This window comes from Brevibacillus sp. NPDC058079, from assembly GCF_042885155.1.
Classification (GTDB): Bacteria; Bacillota; Bacilli; order Brevibacillales; family Brevibacillaceae; genus Brevibacillus.
In genome coordinates this window covers 352864-375814 of record NZ_JBHVSO010000003.1, presented here as the reverse complement: position 1 = coordinate 375814, position 22951 = coordinate 352864, and the positions used below count along the sequence as shown (strand labels likewise).

Below are 22951 nucleotides of genomic sequence, written 5' to 3'. Positions count from 1 at the left end.
ACTTTTTACCTGCAACCTTCCCTGAGTTTCCAACCGTTTAAAAGTATATCGCTCCTGACGGGACATATACTGTAACTACAATGGCGGTTGGGGGGATGGTTATGCAGACGTTTCGCGTATTGCTGGAGAATGTCCCTGAGCATTGTGACACGTATCGGGCTATCGTAAATGAGATGACGGAGCGGGTCAACACTGCACCGGTGCGCATTACATACAGGGAGCAAGAAGAGAATGGATACCTCTTGTTCTACTTTCAAAGCTGGTGTGAGACTGAGTATGACGCGCAGACCATCGAGTGGGCGAGAGCCTTCGTTGCTCTTACATTAGCCGAATGGGTCATTCAGGTGAAGGAACCGAAAATTATGGAAGAAATGGCCGCTGACTTACTCGCTGCCGAACAGATGGAGACAGAGTGGGCAGAGATTTTTCCTTATATTCAACGCATGTGCCAAGAAGTCGAGCTTGATGGCAGGGAACTGTTAACGGCTACAACACGCAAGGCAAACGTATATCGCGACGTTTTCACCTATTTGGAGTGGGAGAGAACAATTAACGTCTTGGGCTTCGTCCGGTTTCGACTACAGGAACATTGGAACGAGCTATTCGAACTCGTGGAAACTGGCATTGATGAATATCTGGAAGACAAGCAATACCAAGAGTTTGTCGAGTTGTTGCGCTATTTCATTGCTGTACAGGAAACCAAGCAGGAAGTCGTTCATGTCGTTCCTAGTGTGGACAAACCTTTCCATCTTTATGATAAAAAAGGGGATCGGCTTTGGCTTGAACAGTTGGATACCGTTCTGAACATGGACGAACAAAAATGCAGGGACGAGGATTATTTGGTCAGTGCTTTGGTTACACTGGCTCCTGAGAGTATCGTGCTCCACATGGCTTCCGAAAAGCCTGGGCTTGCACAGACGATCCGCAGTATTTTTGACAGTCGGCTCGTTACTTGCCACTCTTGTTCGCTTTGTCTATCCGAGCGACGTGTACTTGACGGGAATAATCCCTCTAAACTATAATAGCAACAACAACTTTACAGCGCTTATAAATACGATGAGAAGGACACGGACAATAGTTAGGACGCTCTAGAGAGGCGGGTCAACAGGCTGGAAGCTCGCTGCGAACTGTTATTGATCTACCACCTTCGAGTAGCTACCGGGAACGAAGCGTAGGCTTTTACTATCGGTATGCCGGTTAAATACCGTTACATGGAATGAGGAGTCTGTTTTTGTGAACAGACTTGAAGTAGGGTGGTACCGCGAGAACACACTCGTCCCTTTTTGGGGATGAGTGTTTTTTTATTTTCTCAACCAAACAAGATACAGGAAGGAAGAATCCACAGTGGCACAAATTCATGTTACTTTCCCAGATGGAGCCGTTCGTCAATACGACGCTGGGATTACTATCGAAGACATCGCAGGCTCCATTAGCTCTAGCCTGAAGAAAAAGGCAGTAGCTGGTAAAAAAGACGGCAAGGTTGTCGATCTGTACACAGAACTCACAGATGACGCAGCGATTGAAATCGTTACCCTCGATTCTGCCGACGGGTTGGAAGTATACCGCCACAGTACAGCTCACTTGCTCGCTCAAGCGGTAAAACGCATTTACGGCGCTGAAGTGAAGTTCGGAATCGGTCCTGTGATCGAAGATGGCTTCTACTACGACATGGATATTCCAGTTTCCCTTTCCCCAGAGGATTTGGGCAAAATCGAAGCAGAAATGGAAAAAATCGTGAAGGAAGACCTGCCGATTCGCCGCAAAGTCGTAAGCCGCGAAGAAGCAACTGCGATTTTTCAAGAACTGAACGATCACCTGAAGCTGGAGCTGATTCGCGACCTGCCAGAGGATGCGACTATCACAATGTATGAGCAAGGCGAATTTTTCGACCTCTGTCGTGGTCCGCACTTGCCGTCCACTGGCTTCATCAAAGCATTCAAGCTGATGAGCGTGGCAGGTGCATACTGGCGCGGAAAAGCAGAAAACCAAGTTCTGCAACGCGTATACGGTACAGCTTGGCCGAAAAAAGCAGACATGGATGAATATCTGCACTTCATCGAAGAAGCGAAAAAGCGCGATCACCGCAAATTGGGTAAAGAACTGGGACTGTTCATGTTCTCCGAGGAAGCACCAGGTATGCCGTTCTACCTGCCAAAAGGCTTCACTGTTCGCAACGAGCTGGAGCAATTCTCCCGCCGTCTGCAACAATTGGCACAATACACAGAAGTGCGCTCTCCGTTCCTCATGAACGAGCGTCTCTGGAAAGAATCTGGTCACTGGGATCATTACAAAGAGAACATGTACTTCTCTGAAGTAGACAACGCGACTTATGCCTTGAAACCAATGAACTGCCCAGGTCACATGCTGATCTATAAAAACGAGATGCATTCCTACCGCGACCTGCCGATCCGTTACTCCGAGTTCGGGCAAGTTCACCGCCATGAGTACTCCGGGGCATTGAATGGAATGCTGCGGGTGCGCACCTTCTGCCAGGATGACGCGCACGTATTTGTTCGTCCTGATCAGATCGCGAGCGAAATCAAAGGCATGATCACTTTGATTGATAGCATCTACAAGGTATTTGGCTTCGAATACAGTGTGGCTCTGTCCACTCGTCCGGAAGATTCTATGGGCTCTGATGAGCTATGGGAAGCAGCAGAAAGCTCTCTGAAAACAGTGTTGGATGAGCTCGGTATGGCCTATGAAATCAAAGACGGAGACGGTGCGTTCTACGGACCGAAGATCGACTTCCAAATTACCGACGCTCTGAAACGCCGTCACCAATGTGGAACGATCCAGCTGGACTTCCAAATGCCTGAGAAATTCGACCTGACTTATGTCGGTCAAGACAACGAGAAGCATCGTCCAGTTGTCTTGCACCGTGCGATGTACGGCTCCATGGAGCGCTTCATTGGTATCCTGATCGAGCACTACGCAGGTGCATTCCCGATTTGGCTGACTCCGATCCAAGCACGCATCATGAACATCAGCGAAGTGCATATGCCATATGCAGAACAAGTAAGAGAAAAACTGCAACAAGCTGGCATTCGCGTAGAGCTGGATGGCCGCAATGAGAAAATCGGCTACAAAATCCGTGAAGCACAAGTTGAAAAAATCCCGTACATGCTGGTCATCGGTGAAAAAGAGGTGGCTGACGGTACACTGTCCGTCCGCAAACGCGGAGTGGGCGATGAAGGCGCGATGACAGTGGATGCGTTTGTAGAAAAAATCCGCGCTGAAATCAATGAAATGAAGTAAAAGCGTATAAAAGTAGAGCCGCCCTGAAGTTTTGGGCGGCTTTTTTCATTATACGTTTACTTGGAAAAAAGAACGGGAAAAGGATGTAGGGTAATTGTTCTTATGGACATCAAGAAGAACTGCGGGGGATACGTATGCGGGTAAGCATCAAGCAAAGACTGATAGCAGCATTTCTTGCCATTATTTTAATCCCGATTGGAGTGATCAGCTCATTTGTATATGTCAGTATGGAGGAGCGAATCCAGACTTATTTTATTGAATCCTCGACAAAAGAAGTGGCTCAAGTAGACAACGCGATTAACTTGTATTTCGACTCGATTCGTGAAAACGTAAACCTGATAGCAGGCAGTCCCTTATTAAAAAGTGCAGATAACACTATCACGACGTATATGGACAAACCAACCAAAACCAAGCATACCCCACTGCAAAATGGCGGGGTAGAGGCGGCCGTTTTTAAAGATTTCCTACGATTTGTCGATTCTCATCCGAATACTGCATTTATTTATTTAGCGACAAAATACGGAGGATACATACAGTGGCCGACAGATGATGTCATTCCGAATTACGATCCGCGTACAAGGGATTGGTACAAAACCCCAATGGAGAATCCCGGAAAAGTGATCACCACAGATCCGTATCTCTATTTAGGCGACAACAGTATCGTGATCAGTAACGTGACAATGCTAAAGGATGACAAGGGTGAACCACTGGGCGTCGTTGGACTGGATGTGAATTTAAAAGGGCTAACCGACATTTTGAAAGAAATTAAGATTGGGAAAACGGGTTATCTCATGCTGGTTGGCAAAGACGGAACGATTTTGGCTAATCCGAAGAACCCCGAGCTCAATTCGAAAAAACTGAAAGATACGCAAATTCCTGAATTGGCTGCTATCGCAGAGAATACCCCCAGCAGCTTTGCGGTCACGATGAACGATACCGAGTATTTGGCGAACGTCTTTACTTCAGACAAAACCGGCTGGAAATATATTTCGTTTATTGAAAAAGCTGAGCTCTCTGCTGAAGCCCATCAAATCGGTTTCATCATCGGGATGTTAAGCATTTTGTTTGCCTTACTAGCGGTTGTCGCTTCCGTTCTTTTCTCGCACAAATTCACCAAGCCATTGCTTGCCATCGTTGACCAGATTGCCCAGATCGGACGTGGTGACTTTACTGCTGAATTGCCCAAAAACCTTTTGGAAAGAAAAGACGAAATCGGCATGCTTGGTCAGAGCATTCAGGTGATGCAAGTATCCATCCAAGGACTCATTCGGGAAGTCCAAAAAGCGGTTAACACCCTCTCTACTTCGTCAGACAACATATCGGTTCGCTTGGCAGACAATGTAGATACTACGAACAAGATATCTACTACCATACAGGAGGTAGCGAGCGGGGCGCAAAATCAGCTCAGAGGTACGGAAGAATCCGCAAGAGCGATGGAAGAAATGTCGATCGGCATCCAGCGTGTGGCGGAAACAACCTCCATCATCTCGGAAGCATCTACATGTACGGCGGATGAAGCGCAGCTAGGAAACCAGTCCATCCAAAAAGCTATCCAGCAAATGGACTCCGTCCGTGACTCTGTGGAACATTCCGTATCCGTAGTCAAGCAATTGGGTGAGCGATCCAAAGAAATTGTGCAAATCATTGATGTGATTACGGGAATTGCTTCCCAAACGAATCTGCTTGCTCTCAATGCAGCCATCGAAGCTGCCCGTGCGGGAGAACATGGACGGGGGTTCGCTGTCGTAGCAGATGAAGTGAGAAAACTCGCTGAACAATCTGATGAGTCTGCTCGGCAAATTGCCAACCTCATTAAGGAGATCCAAGCAGATACGACCATGGCGGTCAACGCGATGGATTCAGTCAATCAAGATGTTCAGGATGGATTGTCTACTGTACTGGAGTCAGGAGAAGCCTTCCAACGCATCTTACAAGAAATTCAACAGATAACCGATCAAATTCAGGAGGTATCTGCTGTCTCTGAACAGATGTCCGCTGGATCGGAACAAGTAGCAGCATCTGTGGATGAGACTGCTCAAATTGCAAGGATTTCAGCGCACAATGCTGAAAATCTGGCTGCTTCCTCCAAAGGACAATTGGCCACTATGGAAGAGTTTTCCGTTTCATTTGAATCCTTGAATCATATGGCTCGCGAACTGGAAAGAATGATCAGTAAATTTAAGATATAAGAATGCATTAACGGAAAGAGTGCGAATGTCGGGAGGTATTCGTACTCTTTTTTTGCAAAGTGGTCCCATTTATGACACAATGTGCGGTTTACGTTTGAAAATTTGGCTATTTCGATTTATGATAATAGACTGGTACTAAGTCGAAATGCGATAAAAGGAGAGTGAACATCTATGCCAGAAAAAGTGCTTGATTTGCGGAACCGTCCTCTCCGGGATTTACGAATATCTGTCACCGATAAATGTAACTTTCGTTGTCGTTATTGCATGCCTGCCGAAATTTTTGGACCGGATTTTGAGTTTTTGCCGCAAAGTAAGTTGCTGACCTTTGAGGAGATTACCCGTTTGACCCAGATCTTTACTTCGCTTGGGGTCGGGAAAATCCGCATTACCGGCGGAGAGCCATTAATGCGCAGAAATTTGCCTGAATTGATTCGAATGATACGTGAAGTGGAAGGCGTTCAAGATATCGCGATGACGACCAACGGTTCTCTCTTGTCCCGCCATGCGCAAGCACTAAAAGAAGCAGGTCTGGATCGGGTCACGGTCAGCTTAGACAGCTTGGATAATGAGCGCTTTGGGATGTTGAACGGTAGAGGTTATCAGGTCGATACCGTGCTGGAAGGGATTCGTGTTGCGGCAGATGCCGGGCTTTCGATCAAGATCAACATGGTGGTACAACGCGGAGTCAACGATCAAGATATTTTGCCGATGGCACGGTACTTCCGTGAGCAAGGGCACACCCTTCGATTTATTGAATTCATGGATGTGGGAAACAGTAACGGCTGGCGGCTGGATCAAGTCGTACCTTCCCGTGAAATTGTGCGCATGATCCATGAAGAGATGCCGTTGGTAGCGACTGAAGCGAACTACTATGGAGAGGTGGCTTCTCGCTATCACTATGAGGGATCGGACCAGGAGATCGGGTTAATCTCATCGGTGACCCAAGCTTTTTGCTCCACTTGTACGCGAGCTCGCCTGTCGGCAGAAGGGAAATTGTACAACTGTCTCTTCGCTTCATCCGGAGATGATTTGCGCGAGCCAGTCCGCGATGGACGCACGGATGAGGAGATTCGCGAGCTGATACGTGCGATCTGGGAGCGGCGCGACGTGCGCTACTCGGAGGAACGACTAAGTGAAACGCCTGGTCTCGCCAAGCGTGATAAGGTTGAAATGTCCCATATCGGGGGATAATTAGGTATTAGCCTTGACAAAACCCAAGCTACCTTGTAATATAAGTTGCGTGTATAAACACTTCATACTTCGAGAACAAGCAGAGGCGCACAGCTTCTCACCTGGGTCGACGTCGTATACGACTGTTGACAGGTAACTCTTACGCAAGGATCCTCGGATCTGATGAAATTGCTTAGGTGAGATATGTGCGGGCGCAGATTGCGTTCGCATATTTTTGTTCCTTCTCGAAATTGACGGGGGTGGCAAGTATTAGCAAGGATCAAATGTTAATTAACGAAGCGATCCGAGCCCGTGAAGTCCGTTTAATCGGTGCTGACGGGAGCCAATTGGGAGTCGTACCTTTTAGGGAAGCATTGCGCATTGCCCAGGAAGCTGAATTGGATCTGGTAAACGTTGCTCCTACAGCCAAGCCGCCTGTATGCCGTATCATGGACTATGGAAAGTTCAAATACGAGCAGGCGAAAAAGGAAAAAGAAGCGCGTAAAAACCAGAAGATCATCGAGCTGAAAGAAGTGCGTTTTTCTTCTAACATCGAGGAACACGATTTTCAAACAAAGCTTCGCAACGTCCGCAAGTTCTTGGAGGATCAACACAAGGTGAAGTGTACGATCCGTTTCCGTGGACGTGAAATCACCCACTCCGAAATTGGACTAGGCGTTATGGAACGTGTTGCTGCCCAGTGTGAAGATCTCGCTACGCCTGAGCGCAAGCCGAAGATCGAGGGTCGCAGCATGATCATGATTCTGGCTCCGAAAGCGGAAAAGCAGTAAGATAGTAGTTTAGACAGGAGGATTTTTCAGATGCCTAAAATGAAAACCAACAAGGCCGCTGCGAAACGTTTCAAAAAGACTGGAAGCGGCCAATTGAAGCGCGACCGTGCGTTTGGTAGCCACTTGTTCGCTAACAAATCGACGAAAGCTAAGCGCCACCTGCGCAAAGCTGCACTCGTTTCCAAAGGCGATCAAAAACGTATTGAGCAAATGCTCACTTACATGTAAGTTTTTCTTTATTACACACCATTACGCAGCATGAGCTCCCTAAGCGCCTAGCAGTAGGCCGCCATGCTGGAAAGACCAGGAGGAGTTTAGTATGCCAAGAGTAAAAGGTGGCATTGTTACACGCCGTCGTCATAAGAAAATCCTGAAGCTGGCGAAAGGATACTTCGGTTCCAAACATCGCCTGTTTAAATCCGCTAATGCGCAGGTTATGAAATCCCTGCTGTATGCATACCGTGACCGTCGTCAAAAGAAACGTGATTTCCGCAAACTGTGGATCACTCGTATCAACGCGCAAGCTCGCATGAACGGTCTGTCCTACAGCCGTTTGATGCACGGCCTGAAAGTTGCTGGCATCGAAGTTAACCGCAAAATGCTGGCTGACTTGGCTGTTAACGACAAAGCTGCGTTCAACGAACTGGCAACAGTTGCAAAAAGCAAACTGAACGCTTAATTTTTGAATAGAAGAGCCGATCTTCCCGATTGAGGGCAAGGTTGGCTTTTTTGTTGTGGTCTAGATAGCAAAATCAAACGAATAGCATCCTACACCTGTCCACACGCTATCAATCTCCTTGTCATATCTTACAGCAAAGATAGAAGGAGGTAAGTGGCATGGCACAATGACGAGTAAGCCTATGGGCAGGCAGAAACTTTGAAGCTCGTCGTATTCGTTTTCGCAGACGTGGGGTAGCAGTCCGACAGTGTCAAGCATTTGAATTCATGACCACTTCTCAAATCAGGGAGATTCAACGGACGAGAACAGCACCGAGAAACGTGGTAGAAATCAGAACGTAGAAATGGAAGTTTAAGTCAAAGAAAAAACAACCGAGATCACATTCGGTTGTTTTTTTCTATTTCTATTCAACAAATGATTCGCTGGCGAATAGCGTCTGCCACACCTTGTGCGCGATTTTGCACACCGAGCTTTTTTAAGGAAGACTTGATGTAATCCTGCACGGTAAACTCACTAATTCCCATCCAGTCTGCCATCTCCTTAATGCTTTCGCCCCATGACATCCGCTGCATGACTTCGACTTCTCGGCGTGAAAGCTTGACGGTTTTAGGGCGAAGGGAGTCGGTTGCCAATACTTTCCCCAGCATCAAACAGTATGCGCTTAAGGATTGTACCAATTGATGGTTGATGCCGGAACAGCCATCCTGATGCCAGGAAATACCGGCGTAGCCGAGTACGTTAGGCCCATAGCTGATGGGGAGAATGAGCGCATAAGGGGCGCCATACACTAAATTGGGCGGGAACTGACGAATCGCCTCAGAATCTAGCAGGACGGCTTTCTGTTCACGGATCGCATGCTGGATGAGGGGCATATTGCGCATGTCCACCCGTATATCGCGGATGGAGCATAACTCTTGGTCGAGGATCGACCATAGTCCCTCACCCATTTGACTGAGCGTCGAGTAATTGCACAGAATGGCTCCCATGAAAGGAAAGAGATCCACGAAGCCGCGTACAGCAAGCACCAGTTTCTCCTCATAAAATGTTGTTTCTTCGATTCGGTCGATGTACATGTTCAGCTCTGGACTGACCATGGAGTGATTGCCACCTCCATTTGAGTGATGAACACCCCCTGATTTTTGGGGATATGAACGATCGTTCAGTCTGACCTATAATCTACATACAGCGCCTTCATTTTATCAAACCGCTAATCGGAGCGTAAAGAATGGATTTGGGATAAATTAACAATTTCATGACTTCTTTCATTCGTTTGGAATAGAAGGCGCATGAGAAAAGGAAAGGTTGGATGGGGATGAGGAATGGTTTTGTTTCGACCAGCCAAAAAGGATTGAATCAGGAGCTACTGCCGTACCAATTGTATCAAAAAGCGAAGAGATACGGCATTTGGAACCCGCAGGACATTGATTTTACGCAAGACCGCGAAGATTACGCAAATATGAATCTGGAGCAGAAGGAAGAAACCTTGGGACGAATTGCTGGTTTTCTTGGTGGGGAAGAGGCTGTCACCCTCGATCTTTTACCTTTGATCATGGTCATTGCAGAGGAAGGGCGATTGGAGGAAGAAATGTATTTGACAACCTTCCTCTTTGAAGAGGCCAAGCATACCGAGTTTTTCCGGTTGGTTCTCGACAACATCGGCGAGTCAGGAGACTTGCATCATTTTCACGATGATGTGTACAAGCGAATTTTCCATGAGATCTTGCCGAATGCACTCAATCGTCTGTTGACGGATAAATCCCCCGAAGCCATCGCAGAAGCTTCTACTGTCTACAACATGTTTGTAGAAGGCGTGCTCGCAGAGACAGGCTACTATGCGTTTTACGAAGCACTCAGCAAAACGGGGCTCATGCCTGGTTTAATGCAAGGAATTGGGTATTTGAAGACAGATGAATCGCGGCATATCAGCTACGGAACATTCCTGCTGCAGCGATTGATCTGTGAGCATCCCCATATTTACGATGTCATTGCCAAAAAGATGGATGAGCTGGCTCCAATGGCAAGTCATCTGTACGACTGGATGGATGACCCCCAAGGGGTGAGTGCATTCGGGGTGAAGGTCACTGATTTGCAGCAGTTTGCGAAAAAGCAACTGAGTGTGCGCATGGAGGTACTTGCCCGAGCAAAAGGGCAGACGATTGAAGAGCTGTATAAGCATACAAGAACAACGATCGATGTGTAAGAAAAATAGATCCAGTTGCAGAACTAGGCTCTGGTCCTAAAGTAGAATCCGCCCAAGGTCTGAGTAAAAAACAACCTCCCGTCCGTGTTAGACAGCCTGGCTGATCCCTTACAATAAAGCCATAAGAGGAAAACATTGGATAGGGAGAGAGATCAAAATGAGAAAACAAAAGTGGATGATGATGGGAATTACAGCAGTTGTTTGTTCAGCGATGGTTGTGCCAGGGGCGTTTGCCAAAGAGAAAGACGACGCACATTCCGTGACGAATACTTTCTTTGCCCCTGCTCCGTACACGACGGCACCTGTAGTCCAGAAAACAGATGCCGTGACAGGCACGCAAAAAACAGGAAGTGCATTTATTTTCGCTCCAAATGTAAACGAAAAAGAAGAAAACTAATGGGGTTAAAGCATCCGTACAGGATGCTTTTTCTTTTGTAAAAAACGATTCCGTCTCAAGTCTGAGAAAAAAACAATCTTTCGTCCGTGTCGAGCAGACTCTCCAATGCCATACAATAAAAAGCGTTACAGGAAAACATTGGATAGGGAGAGAGACATAGATGAGAAAACAAAAATGGATGATGATGGGTGTAACAGCAGTTATCTGTTCAGCATTGCTCGTGCCAGGAGCTTTTGCAAAAGAAAAGGATGATTCTTACACCGTGACACCTTCCTTGGTAAACCCTGGTTCGTACGCCGTACCAACGGTTCAAAAAACCGAGGCCAAAAATACGCAACAAACCGGAGCCTCTTTTATTTTCGCCCCGACAGTAAACGAAAAAGAGGAGAAATAAAGCAGCAAAAAGCTGTCAGACCCTGTCTGGCGGCTTTTTTTTGTGAAAAACGTCCCCTCTCATTGGGGGATCGAAACATCTCGACGTTTTTCATAAAAGTGGATGCGACCGCTTGCGGTCAACCAAACGGTACTGACCGTTTGGTTTGGGCGAGTTGGATATAGGTGGACGATGCGCCACTTCCAGTCACTAGGCATATGATGGTGGGTGAATCCTAGCAAGAGAGGAGCTTCGCTGATGAGCAATCGCCAGAAAATGGCGGATGAGGAAATACAGGAATGGGCAAGCCGACTGGAAGCTCAAGCGCCGCAGGACGTGCTTGTGAACGCCGTGGAAAACTATGCAGCCAGTCTGATCCTAGCTGCCAGCTTTGGCGCTGAAGATGTCGTTTTAATCGACATGCTGCACAAATTGGCTCCCACCATTCCTGTATTTTACCTCGATACCAACATTCATTTTGCTGAAACGTATGATACGCGTGACAAGCTGCAAGCCAGATACGGAACGACATTTATTCAAGTGCAGCCACAGCTGACGTTAGCCGAGCAGACAGAAAAACACGGAGACAAACTGTGGGAGAGAGAACCGAATCTTTGCTGCGAGATTCGGAAGGTAGAGCCGTTAAAGCGCGTCCTGTCCAACTATCAGGCGTGGATGACAGGCATTCGCCGCGAACAATCACTTACCCGAGCGAATACAAAAAAAGTGGAGTGGGACGAAAAATTCAACCTGGTTAAATTCAATCCGCTAGCAGATTGGACGGAGGCCCAGGTGTGGGAATATATCCATGCAAATGATGTCCCTTACAATCCATTGCACGACCGGAACTATCCAAGCATTGGCTGCCGAGTATGCACGCGCGCTGTCATGCCTGGCCAAGATTCTCGATCCGGACGGTGGGCTGGCTTCGAAAAGACCGAATGCGGTCTGCACAAATGAACAGTGCAGGAGGGAAAGATGTGAAGCAAACGATTTTGCCGCACGGGATCAAAAAAGCCATGATCGTGGACAAATGGACCCTGTCGGACATCGAATGTCTTGCCATCGGAGCATTTTCTCCGTTAACTGGATTCATGGAAGAGGCGGATTACCACACTGTCGTGGAAACGATGCGTCTAGCCAATGGAACGGTTTGGCCATTGCCAGTGACATTAGCTGTTGATGCAGATGAGCACGGCGATCTTGCGCCCGGCGACAGTATTCTGTTACGTGGGGAAGATGGAGTGGACTATGCGATTTTGCAGGTGAATAGCTGCTTTGTGCCAGATAAAATGCGGGAGGCCGAGCTCGTTTTTCGCACGGTGGATCTCGCTCACCCCGGTGTGAAAAAGCTGTTTGAAAAGCCAAATCTATACGTGGGTGGACCTGTAGAAATACTGCAAAAGCCACAGCCTGAGCGCTTCTCTGATTTTTATTTGACGCCGGCAGAAACGAGTGAAAGATTTCGAGAAAATGGCTGGAAAACGGTGGTTGGTTTCCAAACGCGGAATCCCGTTCACCGGGCGCATGAATATATTCAAAAGGCGGCATTGGAGATTGTCGATGGCCTTTTTCTCAACCCATTGATGGGGGAAACGAAATCAGACGATGTTCCTGCACAAGTGCGAATGAAAAGCTATCTCGCCCTTCTGGAAAATTACTATCCACGCAACCGTGTACTGCTCGGTGCTTTTCCGGCTGCCATGCGATATGCGGGTCCGCGTGAGGCGGTCTTCCACGCATTGGTACGAAAAAATTACGGTTGTACACACTTTATTGTCGGCCGCGATCACGCAGGGGTAGGCGATTATTACGGCACGTATGATGCGCAGCACATCTTTTCCGAGTTTGCGCCAGGTGAGCTCGGTATCCAGCTGCTCTTTTTTGAGCACAGCTTTTACTGCAAGGCATGCCAAGGGATGGCAACGACCAAGACGTGCCCGCATGACAAAGACTCTCATATGACCTTATCGGGAACAAAAGTGAGGGAAATGTTGAGAAACGGGATCACGCCACCTCCGGAATTTACACGCCCGGAAGTCGCAACGATTTTGATAGAGGGATTGAAATCCTCGCAATAAAACGGAACCGAAAAAGCAGGAGAGGGACGGCAATGCCGTTCTTTTTCCGTTGCGAAAAACTGGACAAGTTTTCCTGTTTTCAGTGAAGAACGTCTCGACGTTTTTCATAAAAGTATCCGCGACCGCTTGCGGTCAACAAAACGGTTTTGATCGTTTTGTTGTATCCGCTTTCACGCAAAAACCGCGCTATAAAGCCATTTCCAACTGAGCATTCGTTCGGACGAAAGTCCAGTAAAATCTTTTTGTTTTCGTTGACACCCCCTAGGTGCCTAGCTATAATCAGACGTAACACTTTATTCTGACAACAACAATATTGAAAATATTGTTTTAATAGTAGGCCATGACGAGGATGGTGCGCGTTACCCCTTTTACAGAGAGCCCTGATGCTGAGAAACGGGTATTGGGTACGTCGCATTGCTCACCTCCGAGCCGTTTAGCTGAAACTTGCTTTGCAGGTAGTAGGCCAAACCGCTTAACACCCGTTAACGTGTTACAGTCCACATTTGTTGTGACTGGCTGAGATCGGCTGACCGTGAGGCGCCGATAAAGTTGGGTGGTACCGCGAACCCTTTCGCCCCAAAAGACATGGAAATAAAACCGTGTCGGGGCGAAAGGGTTTTTCTATGTGTCTATAGTTATTTTCAATACCTGTTGAGAATTGGGAGGAGGAGAGGTCAATGAGTGTTGAAATGGCCGAATTGCAGAAAAAGAACGGCATTCCACCGATTCAGTTCGGGGAAGAAGTGTCAGGAGCAGAAACGCTGCTGCGCTGTTTAATCCTGGAGCAGGTCGAATACATTTTCGGCTATCCAGGCGGTGCGGTGCTCCCCATTTATGACTCCCTGTACGGGAGCTACTTCAAGCACATTTTGACTCGCCACGAGCAAGGCGCTATCCACGCTGCTGACGGATATGCCCGAGCAACAGGCAAACCGGGTGTATGTATCGCCACTTCCGGTCCGGGAGCAACGAACCTCGTAACAGGGATTGCAACCGCTCAGATGGACTCGGTTCCGCTGGTCTGCATCACAGGTAACGTGGCACAGTCGCTGATTGGTACCGACGCGTTCCAAGAGGCGAACATTACGGGAATTACCATCCCAATTACGAAGCACAGCTACTTTGTCCGCGACATTCGCGATCTTCCACGGATTGTGAAGGAAGCTTTCCACATCGCGACAACCGGTCGTCCGGGCCCAGTATTGATCGACATTCCCAAAGACGTCGCCAATGAGAAGGCTCCATTTACCTACCCGGATAAAGTGGAGATTCGCGGCTACCGCGCTTCACTCGTACCAAGCGACGAACAAGTACAAGAGTTTGTAAAAGCCGTTAGCGAAGCGAAGCGTCCAGTCATTTTGGCGGGCGGGGGAATCATTGCAGCTCAAGCAGAGAAAGAATTGCGCGACTTTGCTGAAAAAACACGCATCCCGGTGATCAACACCTTCATGGGATTGGGCGGTTTCCCTGGAACACACGAGCTGTCGCTGGCAATGCCAGGGATGCATGGAAATTACACAGCGAATCAAGCGCTCTTGAATGCAGATTGCGTGATTGGTCTGGGAGCACGCTTTGATGACCGAATCACGATGGGACGCACGAAAGAGTTCGCACCAAAAGCCCGCATCGTACACGTCGACATCGATCCAGCAGAGCTGGGGAAAAACGTAGAGACAGCCGTCACAGTAGCGGGCGACGTGAAGAGCACGCTGGCAAAAGCAATTCCGCTCGCCAAAGCTTGTGATTCGGAAGCGTGGATCAGCCAGTTGAAAGAGTGGAAAGAACAATATCCGTACAAGTACAAAAAAGATGGCGACGTATTGAAGCCACAAGCAGTCATTGAACTCTTGTACAACTCCACAGATGGGGAAGCGATCGTCACAACAGACGTTGGACAACACCAGATGTGGACAGCTCAATACTATAAGTTCAAGCACCCGCGCTCCTTTATCTCTTCCGGTGGTCTCGGCACGATGGGCTTTGGCTTCCCGGCAGCAATTGGCGCACAGATCGCTCACCCGGATCGCACGGTAATCTCCGTCGTTGGAGATGGCGGATTCCAGATGACCAACCAGGAGCTGGCAATCGTCTCCCAATACAACATTCCGGTCAAAGTAGCGATTGTGAACAACCAGTGCTTGGGAATGGTACGTCAATGGCAGGAGCTCTTCTACGATAATCGCTACAGCCAAATCGATCTGACATGCAGCCCGGATTTTGTCAAGCTGGCAGAAGCATATGGCGTAAAAGGCTTGCGAGCAAGCACGCCGGAAGAAGCCGAAGCAGTTTGGGCAGAGGCGCTTGCGCATGATGGACCAGTCGTGGTGGACTTCCGCGTTGCACAGGAAGAAAACGTATATCCGATGGTTGCATCAGGCAACACATTAGATCAGATGGAATTGGGGGACGATTAGGATGCAGCAACATACCATTTCCGTACTCGTCAACGACCAACCAGGCGTTTTGACCAGAGTGGCGACACTGTTCGGCCAACGCGGCTTCAACATCGACAGCATTACGGTGGGAGGCACGGAAGAACAGGGGCTGTCCCGGATGATCATTTCAACTGGGGGAGATGACCGCCAAATCAATCAGCTCATGAAGCAATTGCACAAGCTGATCGATGTCATCTCAGTCACGAATCTTAGTGAAAACCCTTTTGTATCAAGGGAACTGGCACTGATTAAAGTGACGGCATCGCCCAGCCAGCTGGCAGAGTTAAACGGAATTGTCGAGCCGTTCCGTGCCGCGATCGTCGATGTGGGTCCTAGCTCACTGATCGTGCAAGTAACGGGTGACACCGAAAAGATTGATGCGCTGCTCGTACTACTACAAAACTACGGCGTTATTGAATTGACAAGAACAGGTTCAGTAGCGATGGCGCGCAGTATTGTTCCAGCAACAGCCGCAGCAACGGTTTAAATTGCCAAATTTCAGAATAAAAATTCAAACTAAACAATTTTAGGGAGGCTATACAAATGGTAAAAATGTATTATGAAGCGGACGTAAAACAAGAGGTACTGCGTGGAAAAACAATCGCAATCATCGGTTACGGTAGCCAAGGTCATGCACAAGCACAAAACCTGCGCGACAGCGGTTATAAAGTAGTTGTGGGTCTTCGTTCAGGAAAATCTTGGGATGTTGCAGCAAAAGACGGTTTTGAAGTTCTGACAGTAGCAGAAGCAACCAAACGCGCTGACGTGGTTCAAATCCTGATGCCAGATGAGCGTCAAGCACAAGTATACCGCGACGAGATCGCTCCAAACCTGAAATCCGGCGCTGCACTTTGCTTCTCTCACGGATTCAACATCCACTACGCGCAAATCGTGCCACCAGCTGATGTAGACGTAATCATGGCAGCGCCAAAAAGCCCGGGTCACCTGGTTCGTCGCGTATACCAAGAAGGCTTCGGCGTACCTGGTTTGATCGCAATTTACCAAGATGCAACTGGCAACGCGAAAGATCTCGCACTCGCCTACTCCAGCGGTATCGGTTGCACAAAAGCAGGCGTAATCGAAACTTCTTTCCGTGAAGAGACTGAAACAGACTTGTTCGGTGAGCAAGCAGTATTGTGCGGTGGCGCAAGTGAGCTGGTAAAAGCAGGATTCGATACATTGGTGGAAGCAGGTTATGCGCCTGAGATCGCCTACTTCGAGTGCTTGCATGAGCTGAAGCTGATCGTTGACCTGATGTACGAGGGTGGCTTGGCTCGTATGCGCTACTCCATCAGTGACACAGCTGAGTACGGTGACTACAGCACTGGTCGTCGCATCATCACAGATGAAACTCGCAAAGAAATGAAAAAAGTACTGGCAGAAATCCAAGACGGTACATTTGCTCGCAATTGGATCTTGGAAAACCAAGCAAACCGTCCTGGCTTCACTTCCCGTCGCCGTCTGGAATCCGAGCATGGTATCGAGGTAGTAGGGGAGCAACTGCGTGGCATGATGTCTTGGATCAACAAAGATACGAAAAAAGAAGAAGCGAAAATCGGCCAATAATTGCCGTGTGAAAAATCTATATACAATGTAGGGAAAAATGTGGAGGTGAAAAGTTCATGCGGACCATTGAGATTTTTGATACGACACTGCGCGATGGGGAGCAGTCTCCGGGCGTCAATATTAGCACGAACGAAAAGGTGGAGATCGCCCTTCAACTCGAGAAGCTGGGCGTAAACAGAATTGAGGCGGGCTTCGCTGCTGCCTCCCCAGGTGACCAAAAGTCTGTGGCCGAAGTTGCAAAACGGGTGAAGAATGCAACCGTCGTCAGTCTGGCTCGTGCCGTAAAAGACGACATGGATAAGGCATACGAAGCGCTTCGCAACGCACAAAACGCTTCCCTCCACGTCTTTCTCGCAACATCTCCGATTCACCGTCAGTTCAAGCTGAACATGAGCAAGGAAGAAGTCCTTGCTCGGGCGGTGGAAGCAGTTACTTATGCGAAAAAGTACTTTACGGAAGTTCAGTTTTCCGCAGAGGATGCGGCGCGTACCGAGATCGAATTTTTGGCAGAGGTTGTAGAGGCGGTTATCAAGGCAGGGGCTACTACGGTAAATATTCCAGATACGGTTGGCTACATGACGCCGTATCAGTATGGAAACATTTTCCGTGAGCTGAAAACTCGGGTACCTTCTACGGATCTGATTCGTCTGAGCTGCCATTGCCACGATGACCTCGGGATGGCAGTGGCCAATAGTCTCGCTGCAGTCGAGGGTGGCGCTACGCAAGTGGAGGGCACCATCAATGGAATCGGAGAGCGCGCTGGAAATGCTGCTCTGGAAGAAGTGGCGCTTGCATTGGAGACGCGCAAGGATTACTACCAGGCGACGACCAAGTTGAATTTGAAAGAAATCGGACGGACCAGCCAGCTGGTGAGCCGTTTGACAGGGATGATCGTGCCAGGAAATAAAGCAGTCGTGGGGGCAAATGCTTTTGCCCACGAGTCCGGTATTCACCAGGATGGTGTGTTAAAAGAAGTCACTACGTACGAAATCATCCGTCCGGAATCGGTTGGCTTCAAGTCAAACAAACTGGTTCTTGGCAAGCACTCTGGGCGCCATGCTTTCAAAGAAAAGTTGGTTGATCTGGGCTATCACTTGGAGCAAGAAGAGGTAAACGTAGCGTTTGCAGCGTTCAAAGTATTGTGCGACAAGAAGAAAGAAATCACGGATGACGACATCCTCGCATTGGTCGACTCCAAGATGGTTCGCGGACCAGAAGCGTTCCAGCTGGAATCCGTACAGCTCGCTTACGGCAACATTTCCGTTCCGACAGCGAGTGTGCGACTGGTTCGTGCCGACGGATCGGTATGCGAAGAAGCCGCATGTGGAAATGGATCGGTTGATTCCATCTACAAAGCGATTGACCGCGCTACCGGAGAAGAAGTTACCCTCGTCGATTACAAAATCCTTTCCGTTACTCACGGACAAGATGCGTTGGGTGAAGTGTTCGTCCGTCTACAGCAGGGCGATCTGATCGTTACCGGCCGCGGTGTGAGCACAGATGTGCTGGAAGCGAGCGCAATCGCCTATGTACGGGCAGTGAACAAGATCATGGAGCGTCGTGGCGAGCCTATGCCCGTCAGTGCAACGATATAAAGATAGGTCAAATGTGGATAGGATCATAGGAACCAGCAGCGTTCGGAAACCATTACGTATAGAAAAGCGGGATAAACGATGAAGAAAAACTATCGCATCGCCGTTCTTCCTGGAGACGGTATTGGACCAGAAATCATGCAGGAAGCGGTCAAAGTCCTTACACTCGTAGGGGAACTTGAAGATGTCACTTTTACATGTGAAGAAGGCAGGATCGGTGGTATCGCAATCGATACGGATGGAACACCATTGCCAGAAGAAACGGTAACGCTGACTAAGCAAGCGGATGCTGTACTCTTGGGAGCCGTTGGCGGACCGAAGTGGGATCAGAATCCTGGGCATCTTCGTCCAGAAACAGGGCTGCTCGGCATTCGCAAAGCGCTCGGTTTGTTTGCGAACATTCGCCCAGCTACCATGCACAGCTCTCTGGTGGATGCATCCTCCCTCAAGCCAGAAGTCGTTTCTGGCGTTGACTTGATCGTTGTACGTGAACTGACCGGGGGCATTTATTTCGGTGAGAAAAAACGCTACGACGGTCCAAACGGTGAAGTCGCAGAAGATCAGTGCATCTATCATGAAGCGGAAGTCGAGCGAATCATTCGAGTCGGTTTCGACATTGCGCGCAAACGCCAAAAGCGTCTCGTATCTGTAGATAAGGCAAATGTCCTCGAAAGCTCCCGCCTCTGGCGCAAGGTAGCCGAGCGAGTAGCGGCTGACTATCCAGATGTAGAGCTGTCTCACCAGTTGGTAGACTCTTGCGCGATGCAGCTCGTGCGTGAACCAAAACAGTTTGACGTCATCGTGACGGAAAACATGTTTGGCGACATCTTGAGCGATCAGGCAGCGATGCTGACTGGTTCGATTGGGATGCTGTCTTCGGCGAGTCTGGCAGCAGGCAGCTTTGGCCTGTATGAACCGGTTCATGGTTCTGCCCCTGACATTGCTGGAAAAGGCATTGCCAATCCGCTGGCAACCATTCTATCCGTCGCGATGATGCTTCGTCTCTCGCTCGGTATGGATGAAGCGGCAGCAGCAGTGGAAAACGCAGTTTGGTCCGTACTGGAAGCAGGACATCGCACTGGCGATATCGCGGCAGACAGAAGCAAAGCGATTGGTACAATCGAGATGGGCCAACTCGTTCGCGACGAGCTGTCCAAACAGTGGCAAAAACAATAAATCATACACAAAACGAAACCCTGCCAAAGTCCTTCGGGTGCTTTGGCAGGGTTTTACCTTTTTATACTGCTTATCCGATGGTGATCTTCCCTTTGGGATAGCGGAAGTATTCCTTTTGCTTGCGCTGTGCGAGGGCAAAGGCAATCGTGAGAGGTCCCAAGCGACCAGCAAACATCGTCATAACGATTAACGCTTTACCGATGGGAGTAAGGTTTGGGGTCAGCCCCATAGATAGTCCAGTCGTAGCAAATGCAGAAGTGACCTCGAACAGGATCATCTCGAATCGGGCACTTGTCTCGGTAATCGAGAGCACCATCGTCATGACAAGCACAATGAACAGGGCGATCATGGTCAGCGTCAGTGATTTGTAGACCATGTGTGGCAAGATTCGTTGTCGGAAAAAGATGACATCTTCCTTCCCTTTAATTTGAGCGATAACAGCACCAATCAGTGTAGCAAAGGTCGTCGTTTTGATTCCGCCTCCTGTTGAACCAGGTGACGCACCAATGAACATCAGGATGATAATGAGGAAGAGGGACGACTGATACATATCCCCGATATTCAATGTGTTCGAACCTGCCGTACGAGGTGTAACCGACTGATATAAGGAGCCTAGCACTTTGCCCATCATGGAAAGGGGCTGCAAAGTCTTCGGATTATTATACTCCAAAATGAAGATAAGCACGGTCCCAGCCGTAATCAAGAGACCGGTTGTTGCCAGTACCACTTTCGTATGTAAAGACAGGCGGCGGGTTTGACGATAATCGTATAATTCACTCACAACAATGAAACCAATACCGCCAAGAATGATCATCAAACAGACGACGAGATTGACGAGCAGATCATCTACATAAGCAGTTAAGCTGGCGAAATTCCCCATCAGATCAAACCCAGCATTATTAAAGTTAGAAATCGCATGGAAAAAGCCAAAATATATCGCTTTTGACAGAGGAAAGTCAAATGCAAAACGAATAGAGAGGAGCACTCCACCTATAAACTCAGTGAGGGCAGTAAAAATCAAAATCATTTTGGCTAAACGTACGACACCTTCTATCGATATCTGATTCAGCGACTCTTGAAGGATGAGCCGTTCACGCAATGAGATTTTTTTACGCATAATCAGTGCGAAGAAGGTAGCGAACGTCATAAATCCGAGACCGCCAATTTGAATGAGAGACAAAATAACAAGCTGACCAAAGATCGTAAAGGTCGTTCCAGTATCGACGACAACCAAGCCTGTTACACACGTAGCAGAGGTGGCTGTAAACAGAGCATCAAGCCAATGCAGGCCAAGTCCATCAACTGTAGCGACCGGGAGTGTCAAAAGCAGTGCTCCCAGGAAGATAATCAAGGCAAACCCAAGAACAAGCGTTTTTGGTGGATCAAGGTGAAGCTTTTCTACGATTTTTTTAATCATAGCAGGTTATACCTCGGCTTTTTTCGAGTCTTGTGTATGAGAAGAAGGGAAATCCATCTCTTAGTATGGCATTTCCCTTGGAAAACTTACCGAAGTAGAGCAGCGCCCAATCGGTGAAGCCAATGCTTCAATTCTCGTTCTTCCAGTGGAGCAAGCGGGAAACGGACAGCCGGGCAGCGCAGAATATCGGCAGGCTCATCCGCTACGCGAAAAGCATGACCGCCAGTCAGCTCGAGACCCTCCTCTCGAAGAATAGCGACGACTCTCTCTTCTTGTTCGGTTGCTCTTGTGGTTGGCGTGCCCCATTTGATCCACGTATTTAAGCCACCTGAAATGGGGTACATTCGTGCGTGTTCGGGGAGTGCTTGCCGTCTTTCCTGCCAGAGTCGTAGGAAGCGGGCCTGGAACAGGGCACGTCGATCTGCTAGAAACTCTTCGTAAAACCAAGGATCATCGAGGAGTTGAACGGCTGCCTCTACGACGAGCAGGGAAGGTTCCGCTCCGGTCATGGAAACAAGCTGGCTGTAGCGCTCCAATTCATCATCCGATAAATCAGAAGGAAGCATCAACACGCCCAATTGCAGGTCGCGAGCCAGTGTTTTGGACAAAGAATGCAAATAGTAGACCTCGACAGAGCTTTTTGCCTGCACAGCCATGTGGTACAGGGGAACGCTCGGCTCTTCAAACCAGAGATCTCCATAATGGTCGTTTTCAATCAGACGTACGTTATGATTCTGTGCCCATTCGAGCAGCTCTTCTTTTCGTTTCAATGAATAGCTGATGCCCGTAGGGAATTGGTAATGCGGGTTAATCAACAGCCAATTGGCGGGGTAATGCTCCTGCTCTTCATTGAGGGCTTGAATACAAACGCCTTCTTCATCCATACGAATCGGTCGAACCGTAATACCGCATTGGCTCAGTAAGCGCAGGAATACGGGATAGCTATACTCCTCCACATAGACGACATCGCGCGCATTCATGATCCGCTGTGCTAGGAAGGCGAAGCCGCTCGTGCTTCTGTTAAAAAGCAGAAGGCGTTCAGGTGAGTGTGGCAGTCCCCTGCGGCTGAGATGATCAGCGAAAACTTTGGTAGCCTGCGTTCGCATGATTTTCTTCTTCGCGGACGGTTCATCCAATACGGTCAGGCTCTCATAAAAAGCACCACGCAATCGCTTCACCAGCTCTTCGCTTGGACGAGGGGAGGAATCAGCCAGAGAAGCGATTGGAATATCTGTGAGCGGGAGGCGATTTTCCAAACGAGCTTCTTTGGCAAGCTGCGTCAAGTAATAGCCTTTGCCATGCACAGCTTCCAGCCAGCCTTCCAAAGCAAGATGATCGTATGCTTTTTTGACTGTCTCTAACGAGCAGCCGCTAATTGTTTTCATATCTCGCAGTGATATTAATTGTTGTCCATCTACAAGAAAGGCACCACGAAGAATCGCTGTTTTTAATTGTTCAGCGAGTTGTACATAGATCGGTGTGTGCGATTGTTTGTGGAAATGAAAAGAAAAATAAGGTCGCTCTGGCATTCGCGCACGCCTCCTTGTCTGTCGAAAAAATAGCAGTCATCAGCATTATATAGGAAAGAGAAGCATCTCGGGTATAGGGAGTGAAGAAATTGTTGCCG

At 48.6% G+C, this 22951-nt stretch carries 20 protein-coding genes and 1 other annotated feature; of the genes, 17 read left to right on the top strand and 3 right to left on the bottom strand.

Features of this window, described 5'->3' with window-relative positions:
* Positions 1-101 precede the first annotated feature (101 nt).
* From ytxC to rplT, 7 genes are all read left to right on the top strand, one after another.
* Positions 102-1022, top strand: a complete 921-nt coding sequence (ytxC, locus tag ACFVS2_RS11915; RefSeq protein WP_390234029.1) for a sporulation protein YtxC — start codon at positions 102-104, stop codon at positions 1020-1022.
* 25 nt (positions 1023-1047) lie between these two features.
* Positions 1048-1284 (top strand) — a binding site (T-box leader).
* Positions 1285-1344: 60 nt separating this feature from the next.
* On the top strand, positions 1345-3258 hold the full coding sequence (thrS, locus tag ACFVS2_RS11910) for a threonine--tRNA ligase (protein ID WP_007728574.1): 1914 nt from the start codon (positions 1345-1347) through the stop codon (positions 3256-3258).
* Positions 3259-3392: 134 nt separating this feature from the next.
* The gene (locus ACFVS2_RS11905; RefSeq protein ID WP_390234027.1) at positions 3393-5447 is read left to right on the top strand and encodes a methyl-accepting chemotaxis protein; all 2055 of its coding nucleotides are present in this window, start codon (positions 3393-3395) and stop codon (positions 5445-5447) included.
* A 171-nt stretch (positions 5448-5618) separates the two neighbouring features.
* The gene (gene moaA / locus ACFVS2_RS11900; RefSeq protein ID WP_390234025.1) at positions 5619-6638 is read left to right on the top strand and encodes a GTP 3',8-cyclase MoaA; all 1020 of its coding nucleotides are present in this window, start codon (positions 5619-5621) and stop codon (positions 6636-6638) included.
* Between the two features lie 263 nt (positions 6639-6901).
* Complete coding sequence (gene infC, locus ACFVS2_RS11895; protein WP_035984450.1) at positions 6902-7408, top strand: translation initiation factor IF-3; 507 nt, start codon at positions 6902-6904, stop codon at positions 7406-7408.
* 30 nt (positions 7409-7438) lie between these two features.
* Complete coding sequence (gene rpmI / locus ACFVS2_RS11890; RefSeq protein WP_007728569.1) at positions 7439-7636, top strand: 50S ribosomal protein L35; 198 nt, start codon at positions 7439-7441, stop codon at positions 7634-7636.
* Positions 7637-7727: 91 nt separating this feature from the next.
* On the top strand, positions 7728-8087 hold the full coding sequence (gene rplT, locus ACFVS2_RS11885) for a 50S ribosomal protein L20 (RefSeq protein WP_007728568.1): 360 nt from the start codon (positions 7728-7730) through the stop codon (positions 8085-8087).
* A gap of 407 nt (positions 8088-8494) precedes the next feature.
* Here the strand turns inward: rplT and ACFVS2_RS11880 are convergent, their stop codons facing one another.
* Positions 8495-9181 carry a helix-turn-helix transcriptional regulator gene (locus tag ACFVS2_RS11880; protein ID WP_390234022.1) on the bottom strand — a complete coding sequence of 229 codons (687 nt, stop codon included), beginning with the start codon at positions 9179-9181 and terminating at the stop codon, positions 8495-8497.
* Positions 9182-9393: 212 nt separating this feature from the next.
* Here ACFVS2_RS11880 and ACFVS2_RS11875 point away from each other — a divergent pair, with 212 nt between their 5' ends.
* The 10 genes from ACFVS2_RS11875 (at position 9394) to leuB (ending at position 19907) form a co-directional block, all read left to right on the top strand.
* Positions 9394-10287, top strand: a complete 894-nt coding sequence (locus ACFVS2_RS11875) for a R2-like ligand-binding oxidase (protein ID WP_304502533.1) — start codon at positions 9394-9396, stop codon at positions 10285-10287.
* 157 nt (positions 10288-10444) lie between these two features.
* On the top strand, positions 10445-10684 hold the full coding sequence (locus tag ACFVS2_RS11870) for a hypothetical protein (protein WP_173619116.1): 240 nt from the start codon (positions 10445-10447) through the stop codon (positions 10682-10684).
* 160 nt (positions 10685-10844) lie between these two features.
* Positions 10845-11078 (top strand): hypothetical protein, encoded by a 234-nt coding sequence (locus ACFVS2_RS11865; RefSeq protein WP_390234019.1) that lies wholly within the window; start codon positions 10845-10847, stop codon positions 11076-11078.
* A gap of 237 nt (positions 11079-11315) precedes the next feature.
* A complete protein-coding gene (locus tag ACFVS2_RS11860; RefSeq protein WP_390234017.1) occupies positions 11316-12017 on the top strand; it encodes a phosphoadenylyl-sulfate reductase in 702 nt (233 codons plus the stop codon).
* Positions 11999-13138, top strand: coding sequence for a sulfate adenylyltransferase (sat, locus tag ACFVS2_RS11855; RefSeq protein WP_390234015.1), 1140 nt, complete (start codon positions 11999-12001; stop codon positions 13136-13138). The genes ACFVS2_RS11860 and sat overlap by 19 nt, the downstream gene beginning before the upstream one ends.
* A gap of 677 nt (positions 13139-13815) precedes the next feature.
* Positions 13816-15552, top strand: a complete 1737-nt coding sequence (gene ilvB, locus ACFVS2_RS11850; RefSeq protein WP_173619112.1) for a biosynthetic-type acetolactate synthase large subunit — start codon at positions 13816-13818, stop codon at positions 15550-15552.
* Between the two features lies 1 nt (position 15553).
* The gene (ilvN, locus tag ACFVS2_RS11845; RefSeq protein WP_173619111.1) at positions 15554-16060 is read left to right on the top strand and encodes an acetolactate synthase small subunit; all 507 of its coding nucleotides are present in this window, start codon (positions 15554-15556) and stop codon (positions 16058-16060) included.
* A 56-nt stretch (positions 16061-16116) separates the two neighbouring features.
* A complete protein-coding gene (gene ilvC, locus ACFVS2_RS11840; protein WP_390234011.1) occupies positions 16117-17139 on the top strand; it encodes a ketol-acid reductoisomerase in 1023 nt (340 codons plus the stop codon).
* Positions 17140-17195: 56 nt separating this feature from the next.
* Complete coding sequence (locus tag ACFVS2_RS11835) at positions 17196-18734, top strand: 2-isopropylmalate synthase (protein ID WP_390234008.1); 1539 nt, start codon at positions 17196-17198, stop codon at positions 18732-18734.
* A gap of 78 nt (positions 18735-18812) precedes the next feature.
* Complete coding sequence (leuB, locus tag ACFVS2_RS11830; RefSeq protein WP_173619109.1) at positions 18813-19907, top strand: 3-isopropylmalate dehydrogenase; 1095 nt, start codon at positions 18813-18815, stop codon at positions 19905-19907.
* A 70-nt stretch (positions 19908-19977) separates the two neighbouring features.
* On the opposite strand, the gene ACFVS2_RS11825 is transcribed toward leuB, so the two are convergent.
* Together ACFVS2_RS11825 and ACFVS2_RS11820 are read right to left on the bottom strand one after the other, a co-directional pair.
* The gene (locus ACFVS2_RS11825) at positions 19978-21324 is read right to left on the bottom strand and encodes a TrkH family potassium uptake protein (RefSeq protein WP_390234006.1); all 1347 of its coding nucleotides are present in this window, start codon (positions 21322-21324) and stop codon (positions 19978-19980) included.
* Positions 21325-21410: 86 nt separating this feature from the next.
* On the bottom strand, positions 21411-22853 hold the full coding sequence (locus tag ACFVS2_RS11820; RefSeq protein ID WP_173619107.1) for an aminotransferase-like domain-containing protein: 1443 nt from the start codon (positions 22851-22853) through the stop codon (positions 21411-21413).
* Positions 22854-22951 lie beyond the last annotated feature (98 nt).